Consider the following 24,364-nt stretch of genomic DNA (forward strand, 5'->3'; position numbering starts at 1 on the left):
TATCAGTTAGCATTAGTCTCGGCATGGTAGTGAGTTGTTCTTTTACTTTTGGCGAAGCAAATTATAACTCTTTACCATGCTGCTCAAAAACCAATCACGAAAGATCAACACGCCTTAGGTGATATCTTCCCTTGGCGCTTTTTTATTGGCTGTTAGTTATTACTGTTGGTTATTTTTTTGAGTTTGGTTCTTCGAGTTTGGCCTTAATCGCCGTGAGCTCTGCCATTACGTCTTGTAATGTAGGTTCACTATGGCCTTCAGCTTCTAATTCTGCTCTTAGCAGTGCTTCCTTTTCTTCCCTGGCTTTTTCGTTCTCACGCTCCATCACGTTTACCACAATACCAATCACCATGTTCAAAAAGGCGAACGCAGTAAAGAAGATAAAGGTTAAGTAGTACACCCAGCTTAGCGGATAAACCCCCATGGTTTCGTACATAACATCGGTCCAATCTTCAAATGTCATCACCCTAAATAGGGTAAGCAATGAGATAGTAATGTCGCCCCAAAGCGTAGGGTTGATATCACCAAACAAGGTGCTGCCGACCGCGGCGTATATGTAGAAAATGATAAACATGAGCAACATTACGTAGCCCAGTTGAGGCAAAGCTTTTACCAGCGACACTAAGAGTATGCGAAGTTCAGGAATGATAGAGATCATCCGCAGCACCCTAAATACCCTAACTAATCGTGCTATCAACGCAAGTTCAGTATCATCGGCGGGTATAAGGCTGATAATAACAATGACGGTATCGAAGACATTCCAGAAACTTTTAAAAAAGTTTCGCTTTCGGCGTTCACCTAAAAAGCGAATAGTAATTTCAGTTAAGAAAAATGCGCTGATAAACCAGTCTAGTAGTAGGGTAACACTGCCAAACCCAGCAGGCAGTTCGTAGGTTTTGGCGCCAACTAATAACGCTGAAATGACAATAACGCTAACCACAAAGGCTTCAAACCATTTATTAGCGCGAATACGTTCAAATCGACTTTGTAACTCAGAAGCTTGCATGTTTTTCTTTGCTCACATTACAAACAAATAAGCGCTGCCAATCACTTAAGATAAATAGGCTTATTTAGGGATAATAAAAAAGGGGCAACATCATGGACGATGCATTGTGCTTGTTGCAAGTAAAATTGTATTACCGCATATTGCCGGCTTAACGTGCCTGACATTATCTTTAGATATTACATTATTGACAAAGAAGGCGGCTAATGCCGCCTTCTTTAATAACGCTGGTTGTATCGCCAGATTATTTTTCAGTTTGTGTGTAGATGACTATTCAGCGTCTTCCATTGGCTTTAAACCACGGTTGATAATAGCCACATCTTCACCGGTTAAGGTACCTGCAGCTTGCTTTAAGGTAACAACCGATTGGATAAAGTCGTAGCGGGCGCCAGATAAATTGTTGCGTGCATCAAACAAATTACGGGTGCTATCAAGTACATCCACAATAGTACGCGTACCTACATCAAAACCCGCTTCAGTTGCTTTTAACGCACTGTTTGCAGAAACCACAGACTGTTCAAGGGCGCGAATGGTAGATATTGACGCTTTTACGTTATTAAACGAGCTGCGAATAGACTGAACCGTTTCACGATACGTTTGTTCAGCCGCTTGGCTGGCAGAAACGTAAAGGTATTTCGCTTGGTCAGTTTGCGAGCTTACACGGTGGCCAGAGTAAATCGGTACTGACACTGACAGGCCAATTGACTGGCTATCAAGGTAAGGCGTCTCGTACTGAATTAACTGAGAATCTACGTCATTTTTAGAGCGACCAAGGCTTGCCGATAAATCAAGGGTCGGTAAGTGGCCTGAGCGGGCTGCCGCAATATCTTCTTTGGCAATGTCCATCGCTAAACGGTCAACCAACAATGCTAAGTTTTTATCTTGCGCTGTTTCTAACCAGTTATCGACTTTTGCAGGCACGGGCATAGTGGCAGAGAAGGTTTCTTTATCTAAGCCAAACAAACGGTCGTGGTATTTACCGGTGATAACCCGTAGTGCTTCAAGGGCAAATTCTAGCTGGTTTTCAGCCTGAATCTCTTGGGCCACTGTGCTGTCGTAGTTAGCTTGAGCTTCGTGAACATCGGTAATAGCAGTTAGGCCAACTTCAAAGCGCTGACGGGTTTGTTCTAACTGGCGTTCAATGGCACGTTTTTCTGCATTAACAAATTCAACGCTATCACGTGCACGCAATACATCGAAATAAGCAGTCACTGTTCGTACAATTAGGTCTTGCATGCTAGCGGCTAATTGCGCATCACTTTGTTCTGCTACTTTTTCGGCACGATCTAAGCCAACCCAGTTTGCGTGGTCGTACAACGACATAGACAACGAAATACCGTAATCAATAGAGTCTGCGTCGATTTCATAGGTAAGAACTTGAAGGTTTTCGGCATTTGTACCGACGGTTTGCGCACTCTCTGTGGTAGAGGTGGTGTACGACATAGATCCAGAAATTTGAGGGAGAAGGTTTGCACGACTAATGCTGATCCCTTCAAATGCAGCATCACGCTGCGCTTTCGCTTGGTTTACCAAAGGGTCATTGGCAAGTGCTTGTTGATACACTTGCGTCAGATCATCGGCAAGCGCACCGGTTGTTACTGAGAAACCGATTGCGAGCGACAGAAGTTTTCGATTCATGCTTACGTCTTCCTGTTATGTCTAGATGAGTCTAAGTGACTGCTAATAATTATAAATAATATGTGAAGTGTATAAATTTTATTCGTAAACCGAAACAGTACAGTCGTAACAGTGTTGCTTTAACTGTAACAGAATATGTGATCCAACCTAGTTCATTGGCAAGTAATCACATTTATCTCAGAAAATTCGGTATTAACTTTTTATGCTTCCGTCCGCGATTAGGGCGCGTATACAAAAGTGGTATGTCTATGTACTATGCATGATAAATCGTTTCGAACCAAAAGTGTCTGCAAATGAGCAAGAAAATCCTTTCATTTACCTCAAACGACGTTGAAATTAAGAGTGTAAAATCGGTTTATCGTGGTTTTTTCACCATGCAAGAATATCTGTTTACGCACAAATGCTTCGACGGCACCCAAAGCGGTACGGTGAAACGAGAGCTATTTGAACGCGGTCATGCTGTAGGCGTATTGCCCTACGATCCTATTTTGAATGAATTTGTTCTTATTGAGCAGTTTAGAATAGGGGCATTAGCGACATCTTCAACCCCTTGGCTGATAGAAATAATAGCGGGCATGATTGATGAAGGTGAAACAGACGTAGATGTATGCCATAGAGAGTCGATGGAAGAGGCCGGTATTGAGCTTGAAAATATCACCAAAGCAATGAGTTATTTATCTAGCCCCGGGGGAACGACCGAGCGTATTCATATTTTTATTGCAAAAACCGATGCAGAAAAAGCACATGGCATTCACGGATTAGAGACTGAGTCGGAAGATATCAAAGTACATAGAGTGGCTGAGCAAACTGCCCTTGAATGGCTGGAAAACGGACATATAGACAACGCTGCCGCAGTAATTGCGCTACAATGGTTCTTTATGAACAAATCCACGCTAATGGAGCAATGGAAGATATCGTGACACAACGTACCCACAGAAAATACGTCCCTCATCTACCCACAATGCAGGCAATGTGCGAGTTAAACTACGCGCACATTCTTCGTATTCTGCCCGATTGTGATACAGAGGAACTTAACTACGTATTTACCGTGGGCGACGCGCTTACGTACGAAATTAAGATTATTGAGTCTGCTCGATATACCAGTACGTTAAGCCTTAAACAAACGTCCGACGATATGCCCAGCTATTTAACACCTTCAATGACGGTGCGTTTGTACCATGATGCCAGAATGGCCGAAGTCATAAATAGCCAAAATACGGGCGCACTTCAACCTTCCTACGAATACCCTAATTTGAAAATGCGCCAACGCAATGAAAAGCAAATGGTGAATATCTTTCTTGCTGAGTGGTTAGATTTTTGCCGCAAATTGCGTCCTAAGGTAACTTCGCTAGCGTGAGTACCCTGCTGCATATTAGCGACTGCCATTTATTTGGTGATACCACTCGCCAAGGCTACGGCGCAATTAACCCTCAACTCAGCTTAAAACAAATTTTGATTGATGCTTTCAAGCTCTGCGAAAATATTAGCGCGGTTATTGTTACCGGTGATATTAGCGGCGATGATTCCTTAGCAAGCTATCAGCATTTTACTACCTTGATGGAAAACCACGTCACAACACCGGTTTATGTGATTGCGGGCAATCATGATAATAACCCTCACTTTGATACGTTATCTGCTTACCATCTTGTTGCTGGTAAGCCTGTTGAATTAGGCGATTGGCAAATTCACGGCCTAGACACACGTTTTGACGGGGCGAGAGGCCAAGTAGATACTCAAGAGCTCAAGGCTATAGGCAAACAGGTAACTGAAAATTCTCATCGCCATCATTTACTGGCTATGCATCACCATGCCTCGCCATCAGAAAGTTGGATGGATAAACACGACTTGTCTAACGCCGATGCGTTTTTACACTGGGTAGAAGAGGGCATTGCATTAGCGGCGATCATTCATGGCCATGTTCACTCCCCCCTTCGTTACACGTTAGGTACAGATAATCCTGTACCAGTGATGGGCTGCCCTGCGAGCTGTTGGCAGTGGGAAATGGCATCTGAATTTGCGTTAAGCAACGAACAGCCCGGTTATCAACTCATTAGGTTACACGACGATGGAACGTTAACCAGCGATATAAAGAGAATAAAAATAATATGAAACACGTGTTATATCTTCATGGCTTTTTAAGCTCACCAAAGTCTGTAAAAGCGCAGGCCACCAAAGCGTATTTCGAGCAGCATCATCCCGATGTAACCTTGCATATTCCCGCGCTTTCGAATTACCCGAGCCAAGTAGAAAGTCAGTTGTTGGCATTGATAGAGAGTACCCCCGCGTTAATTAAAGATGGGCTGCGTGTTATTGGCAGTTCTATGGGCGGTTATTTATCTACGTTTTTAATTGAAAAATTCTCGGGCAAAGCCGTATTGATAAACCCTGCGGTAAAACCTTATGAATTACTGCAAGGTTTTATTGGTGAACATACCAACCCTTACACGGGTGAAGTGTTCCACATCGTTGAAAGCGATATTAATGTAATAGAAAAGTTAGACGCTAAAGAATTACGGCATGCACCTGCGTATAAAGTGTTATTGCAAACTGAGGATGAAACCTTAGATTATCGTTTAGCAGAAACCAAATACGCATCGAGCACGCTAGTCGTTGAAGAAGGCGGCGATCACAGCTTTATTGGCTTTGAAAATCACTTGCCTGCTATCGCCGACTTTCTACTTAACGATTAGAAGCCGTTAACGAAATCTTGTTTCTCGTTGTTGCGTTACTACTTGTAGTATTAATTTTAGCCGTATTAGCTTCATATCGTACCCACCAAGCTTGCTGACTTTCGCCTTTTCATTGCGAGGGTAGGCTAGCCTTGGTAACATCAATTTATCTTGCGTTGCAGTTGTCTTCTGCGTACGTTAACCCTTGTTGCTGGCTTAAATAATAACCATAACTATGTCAAATCAATATAACTCTGATGCAATTGAAGTCTTAAACGGTCTCGACCCGGTTAAGCGCCGCCCAGGCATGTATACCGATACCACACGACCCAACCATTTGGGCCAAGAGGTTATCGATAACAGTGTGGATGAAGCCCTAGCAGGTCATGCATCCAACATTAAAGTTATCTTGCATGAAGACCAATCTCTTGAAGTCATTGATGATGGCCGTGGTATGCCGGTGGATATCCACCCAGAAGAGAAAATCTCTGGTGTAGAACTTATTTTAAGTAAGCTACATGCTGGGGGAAAATTCTCCAACAAAAACTATGCGTTTTCTGGGGGGTTACACGGTGTGGGCATTTCAGTGGTGAACGCCCTCTCCACACGGGTAGAAGTCACTATTCGTCGTGACAGTAACGTGTATCAAATTGCCTTTGCCAATGGCGATAAAATTGAAGAACTTGCGGTAATAGATACGTGCGGCAAACGTAACACTGGTACCCGGGTACATTTTTGGCCCGATCCGCAATACTTCGATTCAGCAAAATTCTCAGCCAGCCGTCTTATTCATAATCTTCGTGCAAAGGCCGTACTAAGCCCAGGTTTACGTATTCGTTTTGACAATAAAATCGCCAAAGATTCACAAGAATGGTACTACGAAGATGGTTTGCAAGATTACTTGTATCAAGCGGTACAAGAATACGAAACACTTCCTACTGATGTCCCTTTTGTAGGTAGCTTTAAAGGTAACACCGAAGGCGCTGATTGGGCGGTAATGTGGCTGCCTGAAGGCGGTGAGTTAACCACCGAAAGTTACGTTAACCTTATCCCTACTGCCCAAGGCGGTACCCATGTAAATGGTATGCGCCAAGGCTTGTTAGAGTCTATGCGCGAGTTTTGTGAATTTAGAAACTTAATGCCTCGTGGGGTGAAGCTGTCACCGGATGATATCTGGGACCGATGTGCTTATATTTTGTCTACCAAAATGCAAGACCCACAATTTGCAGGGCAAACCAAAGAGCGCTTGTCGTCACGCCAAGCATCTGCTTTTGTCTCTGGCGTGGTAAAAGACGCGTTTAGCTTGTGGTTAAACCAACATACCGAAGTGGCCGAAGCCTTGGCAGATATGTGTATCAACAATGCACAGCGCCGATTACGTCAAAACAAAAAAGTGGCGCGTAAAAAGGTCACCCAAGGGCCAGCACTGCCAGGTAAATTAACCGATTGTTCGTCTCAAGACATTTCCTACTCTGAGCTTTTTCTAGTGGAAGGTGATTCAGCAGGTGGTTCTGCCAAACAAGCTAGAGACCGAGAATTCCAAGCTATCATGCCCCTTCGCGGTAAAATCCTTAATAGCTGGGAAGTAGACTCTTCACAGGTATTAGCATCACAAGAAATTCACGATATATCAGTAGCGTTAGGTATCGACCCAGATTCTACCGATTTATCAGGTTTACGGTACGGTAAAATTTGTATATTAGCGGATGCCGACTCCGACGGACTGCATATTGCTACCTTGCTGTGTGCATTGTTTGTGAAGCACTTTAGAACGCTAGTCGACCAAGGCCATGTTTATGTGGCCATGCCACCTTTATTTCGTATCGATGTGGGCAAAGAAGTTTTCTATGCGCTGGATGAAGGCGAGAAAAAAGGCATATTGGATCGTATAGAAGCAGAGAAAAAACGCGGTAAAGTAAACGTTCAGCGCTTTAAAGGGCTAGGTGAAATGAACCCGTTACAGCTTCGTGAAACTACTATGGATCCCAATACCCGTAGGTTAGTTCAACTCACGATAGAAGACTCGGCAGAAATGCTAGAGTTGATGGACATGCTGTTAGCCAAAAAACGTTCTGGCGACAGAAAAATCTGGCTTGAAAGCAAAGGAAATATGGCGGAAGTCGGCGTTTAACCTTTGCTTGCCTGTTAGCCATATCGGTATCGATATGGCTTCACTCTGTCCAATCCCTTTCGTCGTTCACGTATTAATTCCTCAAGCAATTCGCCTATCAATAGATATGCATTTACCCATTACTTTCAAGCTTCTTTGCTGCTCCACTTCACTAATATCTTCCTGTTTAGCGCCTCGATATCGAAACTATATTTAGGGTGATGAAATAGTTACCAAATAATACCGAGAAATTATTTAACTAATACTAGCGAGTTACCCTGATGTTTTCGTTAGTTTTCAACATAAACTTTGAGGTGTTTGAACCTTTTAGGCGCATAACACGTTTTATTTAACGTAATAATATTAGACTTTGGTATATTTCTGGAGTGCTAGTTACTGGTATAGTAAGCGTATTAGATGCGGTGAAGATGCCGCAAATACTGAATGTTCGCATTAGCATTCAGTTAACTCAAACGGAGCTAAATGTAGTATGGAATCTTTACCGTCATCGCGGGCGACTAAACCTGAGATAGCTCCTTTTATTGTTGGCGTAGGCTCTTCAGCGGGCGGAATAGAAGCATTAATCAATCTGGTAAGCGAATTACCAAAAGCCATCAATGCGTCTTTTATTATTGCTCAGCATTTATCTCCTACTCATAAAAGCCAAATGACGGAAATATTGGCGCGAGAAACTGAATACCCTGTGGTTGAGGCTACGCCGCATTGCAAAATTAAAGCAAACACCATTTATGTGGGGCCACCGGGTTACCACCTTAAATACAAAGAGGGGTATTTACACCTCGATAAATCACCGGATGAACTATCTCCTAAGCCCTCCGTTAACCTCTTGTTTGAATCATTAGCTGATGAAATTGGCGATCACGCAATTGGCGTTATCTTATCGGGTACTGGCAGCGATGGTGCCAGAGGGCTGAAGGCTATTAAAAGCGTCGGTGGATTTGCCTTTGTACAAGATCCTGCATCAGCAAAATATGATGGCATGCCCAAAGCGGCTCTTGAAAATGTGGCTGTGGATTCAATTCTTGAGCCCCAAGAAATGGGGCCAGAAATAGCACATATTTCACAAAACATAGCACGCAATTTCTTAGCTGTGCAGGAAGACACTCGAAGTGAATTAATGAGTGAGCTCTACGGAAAGATAAGAACGGCTACAAAGATAGACTTCAGTTTTTATAAACAATCGACCTTATTGCGCAGAGTGAATCGCCGTTTAATTGCCACACAAACTGAAGATTTGCCGACTTATTTGGCTTATTTAGATAATAACGCTGACGAAGTCATTGCGTTGTCGAAAGAACTACTGATTTCAGTTACCGATTTTTTCAGAGACAACACAGCATTTAAAGCTATCAGTACACACATCGAAAGTATTGTAGAGCGTAAAAACAGTGGCGACGCTATTCGGTTATGGGTAGCAGGATGTGCTACAGGGGAAGAGGCATATTCATTAGCCATCTTGTTTCTAGAGGCTATTGAGAAGCAGGGTATTGATGCCAACTTACAGGTTTTTGCGACTGATATCGACGAACATGCGCTCTCAGTTGCTCGTAAAGGTGCTTATTCTGTTCAAGCCATAGCGAGCCTTTCATCGGATTTAACCGATAAATACTTTCGATATGCAGACAATGCGTATTACTCGCAAAAATTGCTGCGTGATGTAATTACTTTTTCGCGTCAGGATATCACGCGGGATCCGCCGTTCTTACACCTTGATATGGTGTCATTTAGAAATGTACTTATCTACTTTAACAGCGATTTGCAGCAGCGGGTTTTATCACTGTTTCGCTACTCGTTAACCAAAGAAGGTATTCTCTTTTTAGGTAAGTCTGAATCGATTGGTTCAACAGAAGATATGTTTGTTGCCCTTGATAGGCGCAGTAGAATTTTTAAAGTGAGCGAGGCATCTAAGCCTCCTGCACTACCGAAAATGTTAAAAAGCCATGTAGATATCACCAAAACGAAAACGGCTATCACTAACAGCTACGAAAATATTTTTACCCGTTCGGTGCTGAATAGTTTTGGCCCAAGTTTACTAATAAGTGAGAGATTTGCCATTTTACACTCGCATGGCAACTTACAGCGCTTTATTACTTTTCCATCTGGGGTGCCCGACCTTAACTTATCGAAACTGATTGCTGTGCCTTTTGCCGCAGACTTAATTTCTTGCGTTAATAAGGCAAGTCGTACTGGTGAAATAGCGACAAGCCGCGCTAAGCGACTAGGTGACGATGACAGTCAACTGTGGAAATTACGGGTACTGCCGCTAGAAAACCAAAGCCCTCAGCACTACTTAGTTAATTTTTACGAAGACGAGGCCATCATTGATGTCGAGCCTAAAGAGGCGCTGGCAACCAATGAAGCTGATGTTGCTGAGTTGATTGCGGCCCGTGAGCAACTACAAACGCTTACCGAAGAAATGGCTGCCTCAGCAGAAGAAATGCAGGCACTTAATGAAGAAGTGCAGGCCGCTAATGAAGAGCTACAAGCGAATAACGAAGAACTGGAAGCTACCAACGAAGAGCTTCAGGCTACCAATGAAGAACTGATTAGCGTTAACGAAGAAAGCATGCGTAAGTCTGCTGATTTAGGTGCGATAAACAGTGAGTTGATGAGCGTTTATGACACGTTAGATTTTCCCATCTTGGTATTTGATACCGATACCTGCTTAAGTCGAACCAATGACGCCGCCAATCGCCGTTTTCATTTAAATAATGGCTCGCTTAAAAAGCCGATGTACACGCTTAATTTCCCCGACTATTTTGAAGACATTGAAAAGCGCTTAAGCAAAACCCTGCGCAACGGGGTAAATACCAGCATAGTGATCAAGCCGTCGAGCCAAGAAACTTACAATGTGTTTATTACGCCAATTCTAAACAGTAGAGACCGCATCACTGGGGCTATTTTAGTTATTATTGATAATTCAGAATTGGTTATTGCCCACGAGCGAATTGAAAAAAGCCAAGAGCAGCTTTTGTCTATCATGAATAATTCGTTGGCGTTAATTGCACTTAAAGATAATGCGGGTCGATATGAGTTTGTTAACTCGCGGTTTGAGGAAGTCTTTGGCGTAACTGCACAAGAAGTGGTTGGCAAAACCGACCTTCAAATCTTTGAGCGAGAAACGGCTCGTCAGTTCCGTGAAAAAGACTTAGACACCATGCGTACTTTATCCCCGTTAGAAACGCTTGATGAGTTCATATTACGAGCCGGTAAAGTTATTATCAAAAGTGTGCGATTCCCTATTTTTGATGCCGAAGGCACCATTAAGTCAATTTGTACCCAAGCAACAGATATTTCAAAAGAGCTACATGCTAATGAACAATTGCGATTAGCTGGCAAGATATTTGAACGTACCAGTGAAGCTATTCTTGTTACCGATGCCAACCAGCGCATTCTTACCACTAACGAAACGTTTGCTGAGTTAACGGGGTTTTCTCAGCAAGAGTTAACTGGCAAAACGCCAAAAATGCTGGAATCAGGAGAGCACTCTAAAGATTTCTTTTTAGCAATGAAAGCCTCGTTGAACGAACGAGGATTTTGGCAAGGTGAGGTCATTAACAAGGTTAAAGATGGTAGTCATGTAAAAATGTGGCTAACGGTTAATGCGGTGAAAGGCGCCAATGGCGATATTGTTAATTACGTGGCGGCCTATAGCAATATTGACGAAATAAAGAATATGCAGCGCCGCATTGAATATCTCGCTACCCATGACGAGCTTACGGGGCTACCCAATAGAACCGTGTTACTTGAACGCCTTGAACTAATGATTAGTGGGGCAAAGCGCAGCAAGCAATTATGCGGTGTACTCTTTGTTGATTTAGATAACTTTAAGCCGGTTAACGACAACTTAGGACATAAGGTAGGGGATTTGCTACTCAAGCAGGTCACGAAGCGTCTGCAACAATGTATTCGCGATACCGATTTGTTGGCGAGAATTGGCGGTGATGAATTTGTAGCCTTAATATCGGCCTCTCATATTGACGAAATTGATGATATTGCAAAGCGTATTATCAGCCAGGTTCAAAATGAGTTTGATGTATCAACCCATTCTATTTCGGTTTCTGCGAGCATCGGTATCGCCGTTTACCCTGCTGATGGGATTAGCTCAGAAGTACTCTTGCAGCACGCTGATGAAGCCATGTATTTAGCGAAATCTACTGGTCGCAACCAATATCAGTACTTTACCGCGAAGATGAAAGAGCAGGCATTAGCCCGTTTAGAAGTCGAAAAACAGCTTAAAGTAGCATTAGATGGTAAACAGTTTTCAATGGTGTACCAACCTCAGTTTGAGTCTACGTCGAACGCCATAGTTGGCGCCGAGGCATTACTGCGTTATAAAAATAGCGACGGTGAAGTACTTAATGCTGAGTCATTTATTAATATTGCCGAGCGCGGAAAACTGATTGAAACCATAGGCTTTCATGCGGTTGAGTTGGTTGCGCGAGAAATTGCTCAATATATTCAACTTGGCAGTAAACTGCCCGCCATAGCGATTAATTTATCTGGATCGCAGTTGCTTACATCTGATTTTATTAAAAACTTTGTGGCAGTACTAGACCGTTATGAACTAACCGCAGGACTATTTAAATTCGAAGTATCAGAAAAAGATATTGAAAGTGGTGAAGAGCGAATTTACCATCGGTTGAGGACATTGGCCTCGATGGGCAGTGTGATTAGTATTGACGACTATGGCCTGTACAAGAGTGCAATATCTCAGCTTCAACAAAGCGGAGCGAGTGAAATTAAGCTATCCAGCCGATTATTAGCCGACGTTAGCGATAACAATGATTCAAACAAACTTATTCACGCTTTGATTAATGCAGGAAAAGCACTAGGCCTTAAAATCATCGCGGATAAAGTTGAAACTCAGCAGCAACTCGATTACTTACGGGATATCGGGTGCGATGTAGTACAGGGGCTTGTTTTTTCGCCTATGCTTACATGCGCAGAGCTTAATAAACAAATTAGTTAATAATATTATGAACCCTGATACGACTACCTTTAATAAACACAATGCTGAGATGGACGCCTTGGTTGAGAATTGTGAAAAAGAGGCTTTGCATTTAAGTGGCAAGGTTCAGCAATTTGGCGGTGCGTTCTTTATCGATAGTGAATCTTTGCAGGTCACTGCCGCTAGTAGTAATTTGGCCCACTTTATTCAACTTTCGCCCTCTGAACTGGTGGGCTGCCCAGTAAAATCACTCGACTGGTTGCCGTTAAGTTTACTGTATAATTTAGGGTCAAAGGCCGGCGATAGAGCTTATGCCTTTAACGAGCCCTTAAACGATAAGGTATTGAATTTCAGAAGCCATCGTAGCGACGAAGGTATCTTAATTGAGATAGAGTCTAGTGTTGCCAATGTTTCTCAGCGTCAGTACTTACAATTAAGATCCTCAATACTTCCGACCATCGAACAGCATTGGGAAGATAAAGATTTTTGGGAGCAACTTATCGCAGCCCTTGATGAGTTTCTGCCCTGCGAACGTATATTGCTTTATCGCTTTAATGAGCTTTGGAGTGGCGAAGTCGTGGCTGAAAAAGTGATTGAAGGGGCACCAAAGTATCTTGGATTAAAATTTCCAGCATCGGACATACCTGCTATTGCCCGTCAAATGTATTATGAGAATCCGTCACGATATATTGCTAGTAGTGCTACACCGCCCGCTGACTTTCTGAATCAAGCAGAACAACCGCTAAACTTAACTTACTCAGACTTACGAAGTGTGTCGCCAATTCATGGCGAATACATGCAGAATATGGGGGTGGCTACATCATTTTCTATTCCTATCATTCAAACCGGTAAGCTGTGGGGCATAGTATCCTGTCACAATAGCATCGAATCGCACATTGATGCGCAGTTGCGCCATCAAGCTGAAATGCTGGTTAAGTATTTTTCTATGGTGTACTCCACGCACAAATCGAAAAAGCGCCTGCAATTACTCACGTCTTTAGATGAGAAGGTTGGGGCCATTACGCATAAGCTTCGCTTGAAAGATGACCAAGCAACTCAAGCGTTCTTAGAAGACGTAAAGCAAGATTTCACCGCATGCGGGGCGGCCATTTTTATTAATGGGAAGTGGTTTTTCAGTGACGATGATGGCTATGATACAAAACAGCTAAAGCGTATTGATAAAGTCTTTCAGTCAGACACCTCTGATGTGATTCTGCATACTCAAGATATTCGCCAGTACACAGGGCTAGAGACAGTAGACCCAGAAAATGTCAGAGGCGTAATGCTAATTCGTATGAACTACGAATTAGCTAAAGCGCGATTGTATATCTTTAGACAGCCCGAAGCGCAAATAACCCATTGGGCTGGTAAACCGGAAAAAGACGTTAACGAACAAGGCATGCTCTCACCACGTGCGTCATTTGAGCGGTGGAGTGAAATTGATGGTGAGCAAAGCTTACCGTGGACTAAGCGAGATATTTTGTTTTCCAAAAAACTGCGGGCATCGTTAATCCGAACGCTAACACGTTAGGTATTTAGTCTGACAGTCTATCTAGAACCTCCTGATTGGAGGTTCTTTTTTTCAAGTACAGTTACCACTGCATGTTTTAACAATCATTCACGCAAGTAGTTGGAAAATCGTTTTAACATTTATTCATATTCGAGGTGAGCCGATGGCAAGTTCTTCCGTTTCCAATAACACTACCACGCTATTGTTTGATCATGATGGTACCTTGATTAATTCAGAGCGCGTCCACTTTACACTGTGGCAAGAAATAGTGGCCAGTTATGGTGCAGAGCTAACAGATGAATTTTACTGTAAAGCAATGGCGGGTATACCGGTTAAGCAAAATGCCAAAGATGTCGTTGAGCATTTCTCATTAGACGAAACCCCTGAGCGATTGGCCAAAAAGAAACACGAAAAAATTGAAGCGTATCTTTCACAGCAAGCTTTCCCACTTATGCCACACGCTGCTGAAACCATAAAAGCATGCGCTGATAAAGGCTACACAATAGGAATTGTGACTGGGGGAAGTACTTTGTCGGTAGAGAAAACCCTCGCAAATTATGGCCTAGCTCAATACATTTCATGTGTGGTGGCGGTAGAAGATGTTACTCACAGTAAGCCTGCCCCCGATTGCTACCAGCTGGCCATGGAAAAGTTAGGGGTTTCAGCAGCGCAGTGTGTCGCCATTGAAGATACCCACACCGGCATGCAATCAGCGGTATCGGCAGAAATACCTTGTGTGGTTATTCCAACCACACAATCGGCCACCCATGATTTTTCGAAAGCGACCTCTCGTTACGAAAGCTTACCATTATGGTTAGAACAAGAGATCACAGGTCGCTAGTCATAAACACTAGATTTAGCTACTATTTCTACTCTTCACAACGTAGCGTTTAGGTAAGGTCGTGGTGGTATGTATGCATGGTGTTTGGGAAGTGATTAAATCATGATGAGAATGGCCCGTTGGATTCTTGGTGTTTTCGTTGTTTTATTCGTGGTGACCTTTGTCGTATTGATTGGGGTAAGCGTAGCTGTGGTTCAGCGTTCGCCGTTGGTGGTGTCTAGTGCACCAAACCAATTAGATGGCGCAGATAGCGTTAACGACTTGCTGTCTCAGTTACAAAATGCGTTCACTCAGCGAAGTTCTAACCACGTTATTCATTTAACCGAAACCCAAATAGAAAGCTTAGTGGGCGTATTGCAGCGGGCCGTGCCTAATTTTAGTGGCGTTGTGAACGTAACAGAAGTGGGCAGTACGATTACCTTTACCTTTTCACCCAGCAGTGTTGATTTATATTTCAATGTATCAGCGTTAATTTTACCCGGCGATAGCCTGCAAATTGATTATATTAGTGTGGGAGACTTGTCTTTGTCTGGGCCTCTCATGCTCTCGTTTGCTGAAAAGGGTATAAATTATTGGACTAAGTCCGAAATTGCCACTATTGCACTGACTCGTGTTGAAAAAGTGACGATGCGCCGCGGTGAAGTGTCCTTACATACTGCGCCACTGGCCTCTTTGTTAGAAGAGCTTACCGTGGTGTCTAACAATATGGGCGTTCAAGAAGAAACAGAGCTTCAAACCCTTGCAGCTTATTATTTGCGTTACATCTCAGGGCGTGATTTAGCGCTATCAAAGCAACCAGTGCCTCTTATTGAGTACTTACGAGAAGGCATGGCTCGCGCAAGAGAGCAAAGCCATTCTCCCCACGAGGCAGCGCTACATAATAAAGCGGTGATATTGGCCCTTGCTGCGTATGTGGGGCACTATCGTATTGGTAGCCTAGTGGGCGATTTACAGCCCGACCCAACAAAAGCATTAAAGCCCCGAGCCCCGGCTATTTTATTAGCGCGTAACGACTTAGCCCGCCATTTTATTATTTCCGCTGCCCTTGAGTTACTTGCCGAGCAGGATATGTCGTGGGCAATTGGTGAATTTAAAGAGTTAATGGACAGAGGAGCAGGTGGTTCAGGCTACAGCTTTGTTGATTTAGGTGCTGATATGTCGGGCTCACAATTTGCCCGAGTGGCGACCATGCCTGAGCATGCCGAAAGTACACAAAATGCTGTGGCACGAATTCAATCTGATAACGATATTGTTCCAGCGATTAAAGCCTTCCCCGAAGGCTTAAGTAAGCAAGCATTTACCGAAAAATATGGGCGTGTAGACAGTGAAGCTTATTTGAATGAAGTGGCTGAGATTAAACGCCTTATCAAACAAGTGCCTATGTATCAAAAGGCGCATGCTGAGGGGAATTTAATAAATCAAATTGAAGCGGGTGATGTCGGGGAGCACTAATAGCGAGCGCTAGCCCTTTGAGCCTAAATCTAACCAGCCATGCTACCTAAATACGATTCAAGGTAGCATGGAATTTTATAGGTTAATGGTATTTGTAGGTTAAAAAGCGCGACTATTTACTTGCCAGTGACTGCTGAAATTGAGAGACGGTAGTGAGTGCCAATTCAATCTTTTTAATCAAAGAAGGTAGCGCTGCCTTCGCTTCTTCTTCTGTCATGTCTTTAAGCGCTTGCCAATCTAATGCAATTTCCTCTACATAGGGGCCGAAGCGTTTTGCTTGTGTGGTGAAAGGGCTATCTTCTGCAAATATGGCGGCAAACTTACCTTGACTGTCTTTTTGCAAACGATCCAATGCCTGATCTGCATCCACCGCCTTACGGTAAAGGGCCTGGATAGTATCTTGTAGTTGTTGGTGAATACCTTGCATATCTTTTCCTGTAAAAGAAGCCCCATAAAAGACGTCTCACAAAAGTCGCCTGAAAAAAGCAGTGTAAAATTAGATTAAAGTTTCAGCATGTCGCGCCGATAACCTCGAAGGTGGGCAATTTTGCCTATTTTTTTACTTTGCTTCAAGCAACAAAGGAAAACGGTATGGATCTACAAGGTGCTAGTGCCTCTGGAACGTCCGGTGCGTCACTTGAACTCGCTTCACTTAAGTTGGCCAAGGGTCAACAAGAGCAAGAAGGAAAAGCGGCGCTTCAGCTATTAGAAAATTCAGCTGACGTACCAAAATCAACATCTTCTAATCCAGCTGTAGGCGCAAATATAGATACTTTCGCTTAAGGTTAGGGATGTAAATGTAAGTCGATGGGCGTTTTGCCAGGCTGAGCGCCTATCTCTCTAACGAGTTTAGGCACAAGGAAACCTGGTAGGCGCTTTATCGCTTCTTGCATAATCTGTCTTGCCATGTCGTCACTAACATAAAAGTGACTTGCCCCTTCTACTTTATCAAGTACATGTAAATAGTAGGGCAGAACCCCTGCATCAAATAACCGCTCACTTAATTCACACAGTGCATCCGCTGAGTCATTTACATCTTTTAGCAACACCGATTGGTTTAACAAGGTAACCCCGTGAGTGCGCAATTTTTCTAAGCGGCTCTTAAGCGCTGGTGATACTTCATTTGAATGATTAACATGCAATACGAGTATTTTTTGAATAGGCAGCTGAGTAAACCAGTCAAAAAAAGCATTATCGAGGCGTTCGGGTAGTACAACCGGTAAACGGGTATGAATACGAAGTCGTTTAATATGCGGTATTGCGGCGATTTCTTTTGCTAATGCGGCCAGGTGATCATCTTTTGCCATTAGCGGATCGCCGCCCGAGAAAATCACTTCGTTAATGGCTGGGTTGCCAGCAATGTAATCTAATGCCTCTTGCCACTGGGCTTTATTCACCGCGTTATCGGCATATGGAAAGTGTCTGCGAAAACAATAACGGCAATTAACCGCACACCCGGTACGTACCATTAATAATACGCGAGAGTCGTACTTATGTAGCAAACCTTTACCAGCAGTATCGTGTTCTTCTAATGGGTCTTTCGTGTAACCCGGTTCAATACTAAACTCTTGTTTAAGTGGCATCACTTGCAAAAAAAGCGGGTCGTTGGGGTTTCCTTTTTCCATTAACGAGGCAAAGTGCCGAGGAACACGCATAGGAAAAAGGCGTCGTGCTTTACTGTCTTGTTCGTAGTCTTTGCTGGGTAAATCTAAAAAAGACAACAGCTTTTCAGGGCTGGTAAAGCTATTAGCTAATTCTTTTTGCCAGTTATGCTCTACAGAAATCGCTTTTTTAGGTATTATTTGTTCCACGAAATTTTTTGTACCTTATGTTTAGACAGAGGAATTATGGCTAATTACAGCACTAACGAGTTCAAAGCCGGCCTGAAAATCATGCTGGATGGTGAACCTTGTAACATTTTAGAAAACGAATACGTGAAGCCGGGCAAAGGTCAGGCATTTAACCGCGTTAAAATTCGTAAACTTATCTCAGGTAAAGTTTTAGAAAAAACTTTCCGCTCTGGTGAGTCAGTAGAAGGCGCAGATGTTTTAGACACTGAGCTTGCTTACTTGTACACCGACGGCGAATTCTACCACTTTATGAACAACGAAACATTCGAACAAATCGCGGCAGACGAAAAAGCAGTAGGCGATAGTGTTAAGTGGTTGGTAGAAAACGATGTGTGCGTTATTACCTTGTGGAACGGTACGCCAATTACAGTAACACCACCCAACTTCGTTGAACTTGAAATTACTGAAACTGACCCAGGCCTTAAAGGCGATACAGCGGGTACAGGTGGTAAGCCAGCTACACTAACAACGGGCGCAGTAGTACGTGTTCCTTTGTTTGTGCAAACCGGTGAAGTAATTAAAGTTGATACTCGCTCTGGTGAGTATGCGTCTCGTGCGCAAAAGTAACAAAAGTAAGTAAGAAATAAGAAACAGCTGCAGTTAGCCGATGCCGTATTTGGCATCGGTAACTCGCTTACCGTTACACATTTTTTCCTATGGGTGATTCGCCAAATAAAGCTTACTAATCGATAATCCCCGAAGCTGTTTATCGTATTTGTCATCATTCTTATCAATAAGCAAAGACACCTCTGTTCATGAACGACTGGCAACCAACCTCATCACATGATTCTCGAATTGCACGAGCCAATTTACTGCGTAGCATAAGACACTTTTTCTATACCCGAGATGTGCTGGAAGTAGAAACGCCATTATTATCCAGCGGCACGGTAACCGATGAACATCTCGATGCATTCCTTACAAAGTTTAATCATTCGCGGGATGGCGCACCGGTAGACCTTTATCTACAAACGTCTCCTGAATTTGCTATGAAACGCCTATTGTGCGGTCAAAGTGGAGCTATTTATCAAATCTGCAAAGCATTTCGACATGAAGGGGAAGGGCGCTGGCATAACCCTGAATTCACTATGCTGGAATGGTATCGACCGGGCTTCGACCACCATGCCCTAATGCAGGAAGTTGATGCGTTATTAATAGAAACGCTAGGTACAGATGCTGGCGAGATAATCAGTTATCAAGATGTGTTTAAATTTCGGTTGGGTATTGACCCGCTCACCGCAACTGATGAAATGCTTCTGGCTAAAATGGCTGACTGCAATATCGATATTTCAAGCCCTGAACAGCTTGATAAAGACAGTAAATTACAACTGCTTTTTTCAATGGCGATTGAGCCGGTTATTGGTCAAGAGCGGCCGTGTTTTGTGTTTGGTTTTCCTGCTTCACAAGCGTCCCTCGCCCGCATCAATGCACAAGACTCACGTACTGCCGACAGGTTTGAAGTGTATTTTAAAGGGGCAGAGTTAGCGAATGGCTTTCATGAATTAAACGAGGCTTCGGAACAAAAACAACGCTTCGAGCAAGACAATGAGAAGCGTCGTAAAAATGGCCAGCCTGTAAAGCCCATTGATACGCGATTTCTGTCTGCGCTAGAAAACGGTTTGCCACACTGCGCAGGGGTAGCGTTAGGTATAGATCGGTTGTTAATGCTTAAAATAGGGGCGTCGCATATTCAAGAGGTGCTTAACTTTCCCGTGAGTAGAGCCTAGGTTCTTACTTTGCTCGTAACGCTTGCTTCCTATTACCTTTTTCCAGCCCAAGATAGTAATCGTAGCAGCTCAAATCAGAGCGTTGTTTTCACTAAACAGTGACTTACTTAGATAATCTTGTCGCTGAATGAAGTTAAATCGTAGACAAGTTGCCATTGACAATAAACGCCCTAACCTACAAGATGTTATAACATCACAAAAATGGCCATGCAACTGGTCAAAATGAATAAAAATTTGTTAGGGAAACCGTTATGAAAATGCGTTCACTGCTAAGTCTTACGATAGCAGGTCTACTCTCGTCTCCATCCTTTGCGACTGTTATTAGCGGTAAAGTTACCGATGTATCAGGTCAACCCGTCGAAGGTGCCGAGGTTAGCATTGAAGGTACGCGCCGAGTCGTTACCACCGATGAAAATGGTGTTTACAGTTTTAACGATGTTAAGCAAACTCATGTACATCTTCACGTATTTTCAAGCCAATATATTCATGGTGATAACGACCTTGGTGAAATCGTCGGTGACAAAACCGTAGATTTTTCACTTACTCCTTCATCAGTTGAAAATATTGTTGTGACGGCTACCGCATTACAATCTTCAGTGCTTGAGTCTGTTACACCTGTAACCGTGATTGGAGCAGAGCGCCTTAGACGTATTGAAGCGCCTACATTAGGCGAAACATTGAAGAATACACCTGGGGTACAAAGTACGTACTTTGGCCCAGTTTCAAGTAGCCCGATTATTCGTGGTAACGATGGCCCACGGGTTAAAATTGTTCAAAACGGTTTAGATGTTTCTGATGTATCTCGTGTTGGCCCTGACCACAACGTCACGAGCAACCTGGCAAGTGCCACACAAGTAGAAGTGCTTCGTGGTCCTGCAACATTACAATATGGAAGCGGCGCCATTGGCGGTGTGGTTAATATTGTTGATAAGCGTATTGTGCAACATCAAATGGACGGTGTTGAAGGCGAGGCTGAAGTTAGCTACAGCACAGTAGATAACGGTAAATACGCTCGCGGTGATGTCACTGGTGGCAGCGGTAACTTTGCATGGCATATCGATGGTTACTCTCGTAACACAGATGACACTGATATTCCTGGTTATGCCTCAGTAGAGCCTGATGAAGACGAAGCATACGGTGTATTAGAAAGCACTGCGATGGAAACCAGCGATATAACGGCTGGCTTGTCTTATATTGGTGAGGAAGGTTACTTTGGCTTTGCGGTAGAGCAACTTGATAACCGTTATGGCGTGCCTGGTCACAGTCACGAACATGAAGAAGACCACGATGATGAAGATCATGATGAAGAAGATCATGACGAAGAAGATCATGATGAAGAGTTGCACGAAGAAGAAGGCGTATTGATTGACGTAGACATGACACGTTATCAAGCGGCAGGCGAATGGCATTCACCTATCAAAGGGTTAACCAATGCTAAGTTTGCTGCGGCTTATACCGATTACGAACATGTTGAAATTGAAGATGGCGAGCAAGGGACTATCTTCACTAACAAATCTAGCGATATACGCGCTTCAGTGTCTCACGAAGAAGTGGATGGCTGGCATGGTGTGCTAGGTGTTCAATTCCAACACAGTGATTATGAAGCCGAGGGTGAAGAAGCCTTTACCCCTGCAAATACCTCTTCTAACTATGCGGTTTACCTTGTAGAGCAAAAAGTCGTGGGTGATGTGACCTTCGAATTAGGTGGTCGTGTTGAATACACCGAATACGATGCCGATGACAGTGAATTATCTCTTGAAGTGACCCATGCTGATGAAGAAGAGCATGAAGAAGAAGAGGATCACGAAGAACATGAAGAGCAAGTCACGTCATATAGCTTCAACAAGTATGACTTCACCAGTACGTCTTTATCTGCTGGTTTAAACTGGGAATATGCAGCAGGTCGCTCAATTGCCACTACACTTTCACGTAGTGAGCGTGCGCCTAGCCAACAAGAGCTGTTTTCTGCAGGTCAGCATTTGGCCACACAAAGCTACGAGCTAGGTTTGGTTTTTGACTTAGATGAAGACGGTCATATTGAAGAAGACTTAAAAGACGTAGAAAAAGAAGTTAGCACCAATATCGATGTTACTTTCCGTAAATTCACTGGCGATTGGGGCTATACGGTTTCATTGTTTTATAACCAAGCAGATGATTATATTTATCAAACAAATACAGGGTTATTGGCAATAACTGAAGAGCACGAAGATCACGAGGAAGAAGAAGAGGAAGGCCATGAAGAAGAAGGCACACCTATCTACTACTTCCAGCAAGCTGATGCGGATATCTGGGGTCTGGAAGCCGAAGCCTACTATGATGTAAATGGGCAAGTACGCGTAACGGTATTTAGCGATTACATTAACGCAGAAATTGAAGATGATAACCTACCTCGAACGCCTCCTATGCGATTTGGTGGTAACATCAGTTATATGAGCAATGGGCTAAGTGCTGATGTTGGCGTAACTTGGTATGATGACCAAGATGACGTTGCGTCTTACGAAACACAAACCGATGGTTATACTTTGTTAGATGCCAGTGTTCAGTACGAATTTGGTGGCCAAGGCGTAGAGTGGATTGTTTATGCAAAAGGAAACAATTTAACCGACGAAGAGGCTCGCGTTCATACATCATTTTTGAAAGATCAAGCGCCACTACCTGGCCGTAATCTTACGCTAGGAGTACGTGCGCTGTTCTAATATTGCAGCGAAAACGGGGTGCGCTTGGTAGACGTAAAAGCAGCAGACGGCTCGGTTAAAGAGTCGGTAAAAAGCTCGGCAAATGAATCGATAAAAGATTCAGCGAAAGACAGTTGGTTAGCTACCTTAGCTAGCCAGCAAAGTAAACATATTGTGCTAGGTTATGGCAGTTTGCTTAGTCGAGATTCCCGAGAGCGTCACTCCGGTATTTATACTCAAGGTTTACCCGTGCGTGTTTCAGGTTTTAAACGCGCATGGGTTACCCGAAGCCTGCAAGAAAAACAAACCTATGTTGGCGCCGTTGCCGATAGAACATCTCAATTAAATGCCCAGCTTATTCCTGCCGAGGTAAACCCTTCATTGCGCGCGCGAGAAAAAAACTACCGCTTTGTGGAAGTGCCAGCCAGTGCAATCGAACATGTAAGTTCCTCCTTGTGCAATCAACCTTCTTTCACTTCTGCGCTTCGTGATGCGTTAAGCCATCACCAACTCTGGTTATGTGAAACTTTACTGTGTCATCACCCCAGCAGCGACTTCCCCGTTTCACAAACCTACATTGATACTTGTCTAGTGGGCTGCTTAGAGCATGGCGGGATAAGTGAAGCTACCGCTTTTATTGAACACACTTATGGTTGGAACCACCCTAGAATTAATGACAGAGTAAATCCCGTTTACCCAAGAGCTGCCGCTATTTCTAAGCAACATTTAACGCAAATAGACACGCTGCTAAAAAAGGTAACACAATCCACACAGAGGCATAGTCATTCATGTTGTTACTAACTGAACGGTTGGAATTAAGCCCACTGACGCAAGCTGACAAACTGTGGTTAGTTGAAATGCACCAAGACCCGCTATGGAAGCAGTTTATTGGTTATCGTGGTGTGGCGAGCGTTGAAGATGCCGCTGACTATATTGACCGAGTGAACGCGCAGGTTAGTGAGTGGGGATATGGCTTATTGGCAATACGAAATAAAAAAACCACCGCGCCTTATGGTGTGTGTGGGCTAATTAATCGCTATGTTTTCAGTTGCCCTGATTTAGGCTTTGCGCTGCTACCAGATGCGCGTAAACAGGGGATAGCGTTAGAAGCAACTAAAGCGGTTATTGATTGGGTGGAAATGGAAGGAGATATGCATTTCATTACCGCCTCTACCCACCCCGAAAACGAACGTTCTCAACATCTATTACGCCAGCTAGGGTTTAAAAAACGCGGCCCTTACTTTATTGATAGGTCCACACCGGTTCAAACCCTATTCTGGCGCAACAGTGATTCCGCTAGCCGTTAGAACGGTGGAAGCACAGTCACCTTTTTAATGATAATAGGCTCAATAGGTACATTGTTGGTGTTCAGCATTAGCGAATACTCGGTCTCCACTTCAGACATCGCATCCACAATATCTTCGCCTTCTACAATCATGCCAAAAACCGCATAGCCCCAGTCTCGACCTGGGTTTAGGGTTTCGTTGTCGTTAACGTTAAAGAAAAACTGACGATTTGCAGTATGCGGATCATCTTGTCGGGCCATAGCGATGGTGTGTAAGTCATTGGTTAGCCCATTTCCCGACTCATTGAATATTTCAGGGTAATTAGACTTACCTTCAAAATCGGTGGTATAGCCGCCGCCTTGCACCACAAACCCTGGCACAATACGATGAAAAATAGTGTTTTCATAACTGCGCTTGTCTACATAACGTAAAAAGTTATTCACGGTAATAGGCGCACGGCGGCGGTCTAATTCAACCACAATATCACCCATGGTGGTTTCAATTTTAACTCTAGGGTAATAGTTATCTGGCTGAATTTGTGAGCCATCATCTTTTTTAGCCGCCAATGCGTTAGGGCTCATTGCTGCTGACGTAAAAACGAGAGCTGAGAAAATTAAGGCCATTATAAGCGGTT

The 24,364-nt window shown here is 43.6% G+C and carries 20 protein-coding genes; 15 read left to right on the top strand and 5 right to left on the bottom strand.

Translation table 11 applies throughout. From position 1 onward, the window contains the following. Positions 1–169: 169 nt before the first annotated feature. Positions 170–1,006, bottom strand: coding sequence for an ion transporter (locus tag C7Y69_RS08530; RefSeq protein ID WP_126872413.1), 837 nt, complete (start codon positions 1,004–1,006; stop codon positions 170–172). Between the two features lie 267 nt (positions 1,007–1,273). Then, positions 1,274–2,641, bottom strand: coding sequence for an outer membrane channel protein TolC (gene tolC / locus C7Y69_RS08535; protein ID WP_126872414.1), 1,368 nt, complete (start codon positions 2,639–2,641; stop codon positions 1,274–1,276). Positions 2,642–2,934: 293 nt separating this feature from the next. Here tolC and nudF point away from each other — a divergent pair, with 293 nt between their 5' ends. The 9 genes from nudF to C7Y69_RS08580 all read left to right on the top strand — a co-directional run bounded on the left by nudF (position 2,935) and on the right by C7Y69_RS08580 (position 16,195). Then, positions 2,935–3,561: an ADP-ribose diphosphatase gene (gene nudF, locus C7Y69_RS08540; RefSeq protein ID WP_126872415.1), complete on the top strand. Its 627-nt coding sequence runs from the start codon at positions 2,935–2,937 to the stop codon at positions 3,559–3,561. A 41-nt stretch (positions 3,562–3,602) separates the two neighbouring features. Next, positions 3,603–3,998, top strand: coding sequence for a DUF1249 domain-containing protein (locus tag C7Y69_RS08545; protein WP_185864155.1), 396 nt, complete (start codon positions 3,603–3,605; stop codon positions 3,996–3,998). After that, complete coding sequence (locus C7Y69_RS08550; protein ID WP_126872417.1) at positions 3,995–4,750, top strand: metallophosphoesterase; 756 nt, start codon at positions 3,995–3,997, stop codon at positions 4,748–4,750. The genes C7Y69_RS08545 and C7Y69_RS08550 overlap by 4 nt, the downstream gene beginning before the upstream one ends. Further along, entirely contained in the window at positions 4,747–5,331 is a 585-nt protein-coding gene (locus tag C7Y69_RS08555; RefSeq protein ID WP_126872418.1) for a YqiA/YcfP family alpha/beta fold hydrolase, read from the top strand. Before C7Y69_RS08550 ends, C7Y69_RS08555 begins: the two co-directional genes overlap by 4 nt. 214 nt (positions 5,332–5,545) lie before the next feature. Beyond that, on the top strand, positions 5,546–7,441 hold the full coding sequence (parE, locus tag C7Y69_RS08560; RefSeq protein WP_013785492.1) for a DNA topoisomerase IV subunit B: 1,896 nt from the start codon (positions 5,546–5,548) through the stop codon (positions 7,439–7,441). Between the two features lie 469 nt (positions 7,442–7,910). Then, a complete protein-coding gene (locus tag C7Y69_RS08565; protein WP_126872419.1) occupies positions 7,911–12,413 on the top strand; it encodes a chemotaxis protein CheB in 4,503 nt (1,500 codons plus the stop codon). Between the two features lie 7 nt (positions 12,414–12,420). After that, positions 12,421–13,923: a GAF domain-containing protein gene (locus tag C7Y69_RS08570; protein WP_126872420.1), complete on the top strand. Its 1,503-nt coding sequence runs from the start codon at positions 12,421–12,423 to the stop codon at positions 13,921–13,923. Between the two features lie 142 nt (positions 13,924–14,065). After that, a complete protein-coding gene (locus tag C7Y69_RS08575) occupies positions 14,066–14,743 on the top strand; it encodes an HAD family hydrolase (protein ID WP_126872421.1) in 678 nt (225 codons plus the stop codon). Positions 14,744–14,845: 102 nt separating this feature from the next. Continuing rightward, positions 14,846–16,195 (top strand): hypothetical protein, encoded by a 1,350-nt coding sequence (locus tag C7Y69_RS08580; RefSeq protein ID WP_260563470.1) that lies wholly within the window; start codon positions 14,846–14,848, stop codon positions 16,193–16,195. Between the two features lie 112 nt (positions 16,196–16,307). Here the strand turns inward: C7Y69_RS08580 and C7Y69_RS08585 are convergent, their stop codons facing one another. Continuing rightward, positions 16,308–16,622 (bottom strand): hypothetical protein, encoded by a 315-nt coding sequence (locus C7Y69_RS08585; RefSeq protein ID WP_126872423.1) that lies wholly within the window; start codon positions 16,620–16,622, stop codon positions 16,308–16,310. 164 nt (positions 16,623–16,786) lie between these two features. Here C7Y69_RS08585 and C7Y69_RS08590 point away from each other — a divergent pair, with 164 nt between their 5' ends. Beyond that, positions 16,787–16,978: a hypothetical protein gene (locus C7Y69_RS08590; RefSeq protein WP_013785486.1), complete on the top strand. Its 192-nt coding sequence runs from the start codon at positions 16,787–16,789 to the stop codon at positions 16,976–16,978. A 2-nt stretch (positions 16,979–16,980) separates the two neighbouring features. On the opposite strand, the gene epmB is transcribed toward C7Y69_RS08590, so the two are convergent. Then, positions 16,981–18,006, bottom strand: coding sequence for an EF-P beta-lysylation protein EpmB (epmB, locus tag C7Y69_RS08595; protein WP_126872424.1), 1,026 nt, complete (start codon positions 18,004–18,006; stop codon positions 16,981–16,983). A 36-nt stretch (positions 18,007–18,042) separates the two neighbouring features. Between epmB and efp the strand changes: the two genes are divergently transcribed. The 5 genes from efp (at position 18,043) to C7Y69_RS08620 (ending at position 23,751) form a co-directional block, all read left to right on the top strand. Continuing rightward, on the top strand, positions 18,043–18,612 hold the full coding sequence (gene efp, locus C7Y69_RS08600) for an elongation factor P (RefSeq protein ID WP_013785484.1): 570 nt from the start codon (positions 18,043–18,045) through the stop codon (positions 18,610–18,612). Between the two features lie 188 nt (positions 18,613–18,800). Continuing rightward, a complete protein-coding gene (gene epmA / locus C7Y69_RS08605) occupies positions 18,801–19,769 on the top strand; it encodes an elongation factor P--(R)-beta-lysine ligase (protein ID WP_013785483.1) in 969 nt (322 codons plus the stop codon). Between the two features lie 251 nt (positions 19,770–20,020). Then, the gene (locus C7Y69_RS08610) at positions 20,021–22,465 is read left to right on the top strand and encodes a TonB-dependent receptor (RefSeq protein ID WP_126872425.1); all 2,445 of its coding nucleotides are present in this window, start codon (positions 20,021–20,023) and stop codon (positions 22,463–22,465) included. Positions 22,466–22,483: 18 nt separating this feature from the next. Beyond that, positions 22,484–23,245 carry a gamma-glutamylcyclotransferase family protein gene (locus tag C7Y69_RS08615; RefSeq protein WP_126872426.1) on the top strand — a complete coding sequence of 254 codons (762 nt, stop codon included), beginning with the start codon at positions 22,484–22,486 and terminating at the stop codon, positions 23,243–23,245. Then, positions 23,233–23,751: a GNAT family N-acetyltransferase gene (locus tag C7Y69_RS08620; protein WP_013785480.1), complete on the top strand. Its 519-nt coding sequence runs from the start codon at positions 23,233–23,235 to the stop codon at positions 23,749–23,751. Before C7Y69_RS08615 ends, C7Y69_RS08620 begins: the two co-directional genes overlap by 13 nt. Here C7Y69_RS08620 and C7Y69_RS08625 read toward each other — a convergent pair. Continuing rightward, positions 23,748–24,353: a peptidylprolyl isomerase gene (locus C7Y69_RS08625; RefSeq protein ID WP_409513424.1), complete on the bottom strand. Its 606-nt coding sequence runs from the start codon at positions 24,351–24,353 to the stop codon at positions 23,748–23,750. The two genes, C7Y69_RS08620 and C7Y69_RS08625, sit on opposite strands and share 4 nt — an antisense overlap. Positions 24,354–24,364: the final 11 nt, after the last annotated feature.

The sequence above is a fragment of the Alteromonas sp. KS69 genome (assembly GCF_003989595.1).
In the GTDB taxonomy this organism is placed as follows: Bacteria; Pseudomonadota; Gammaproteobacteria; order Enterobacterales; family Alteromonadaceae; genus Alteromonas; species Alteromonas naphthalenivorans.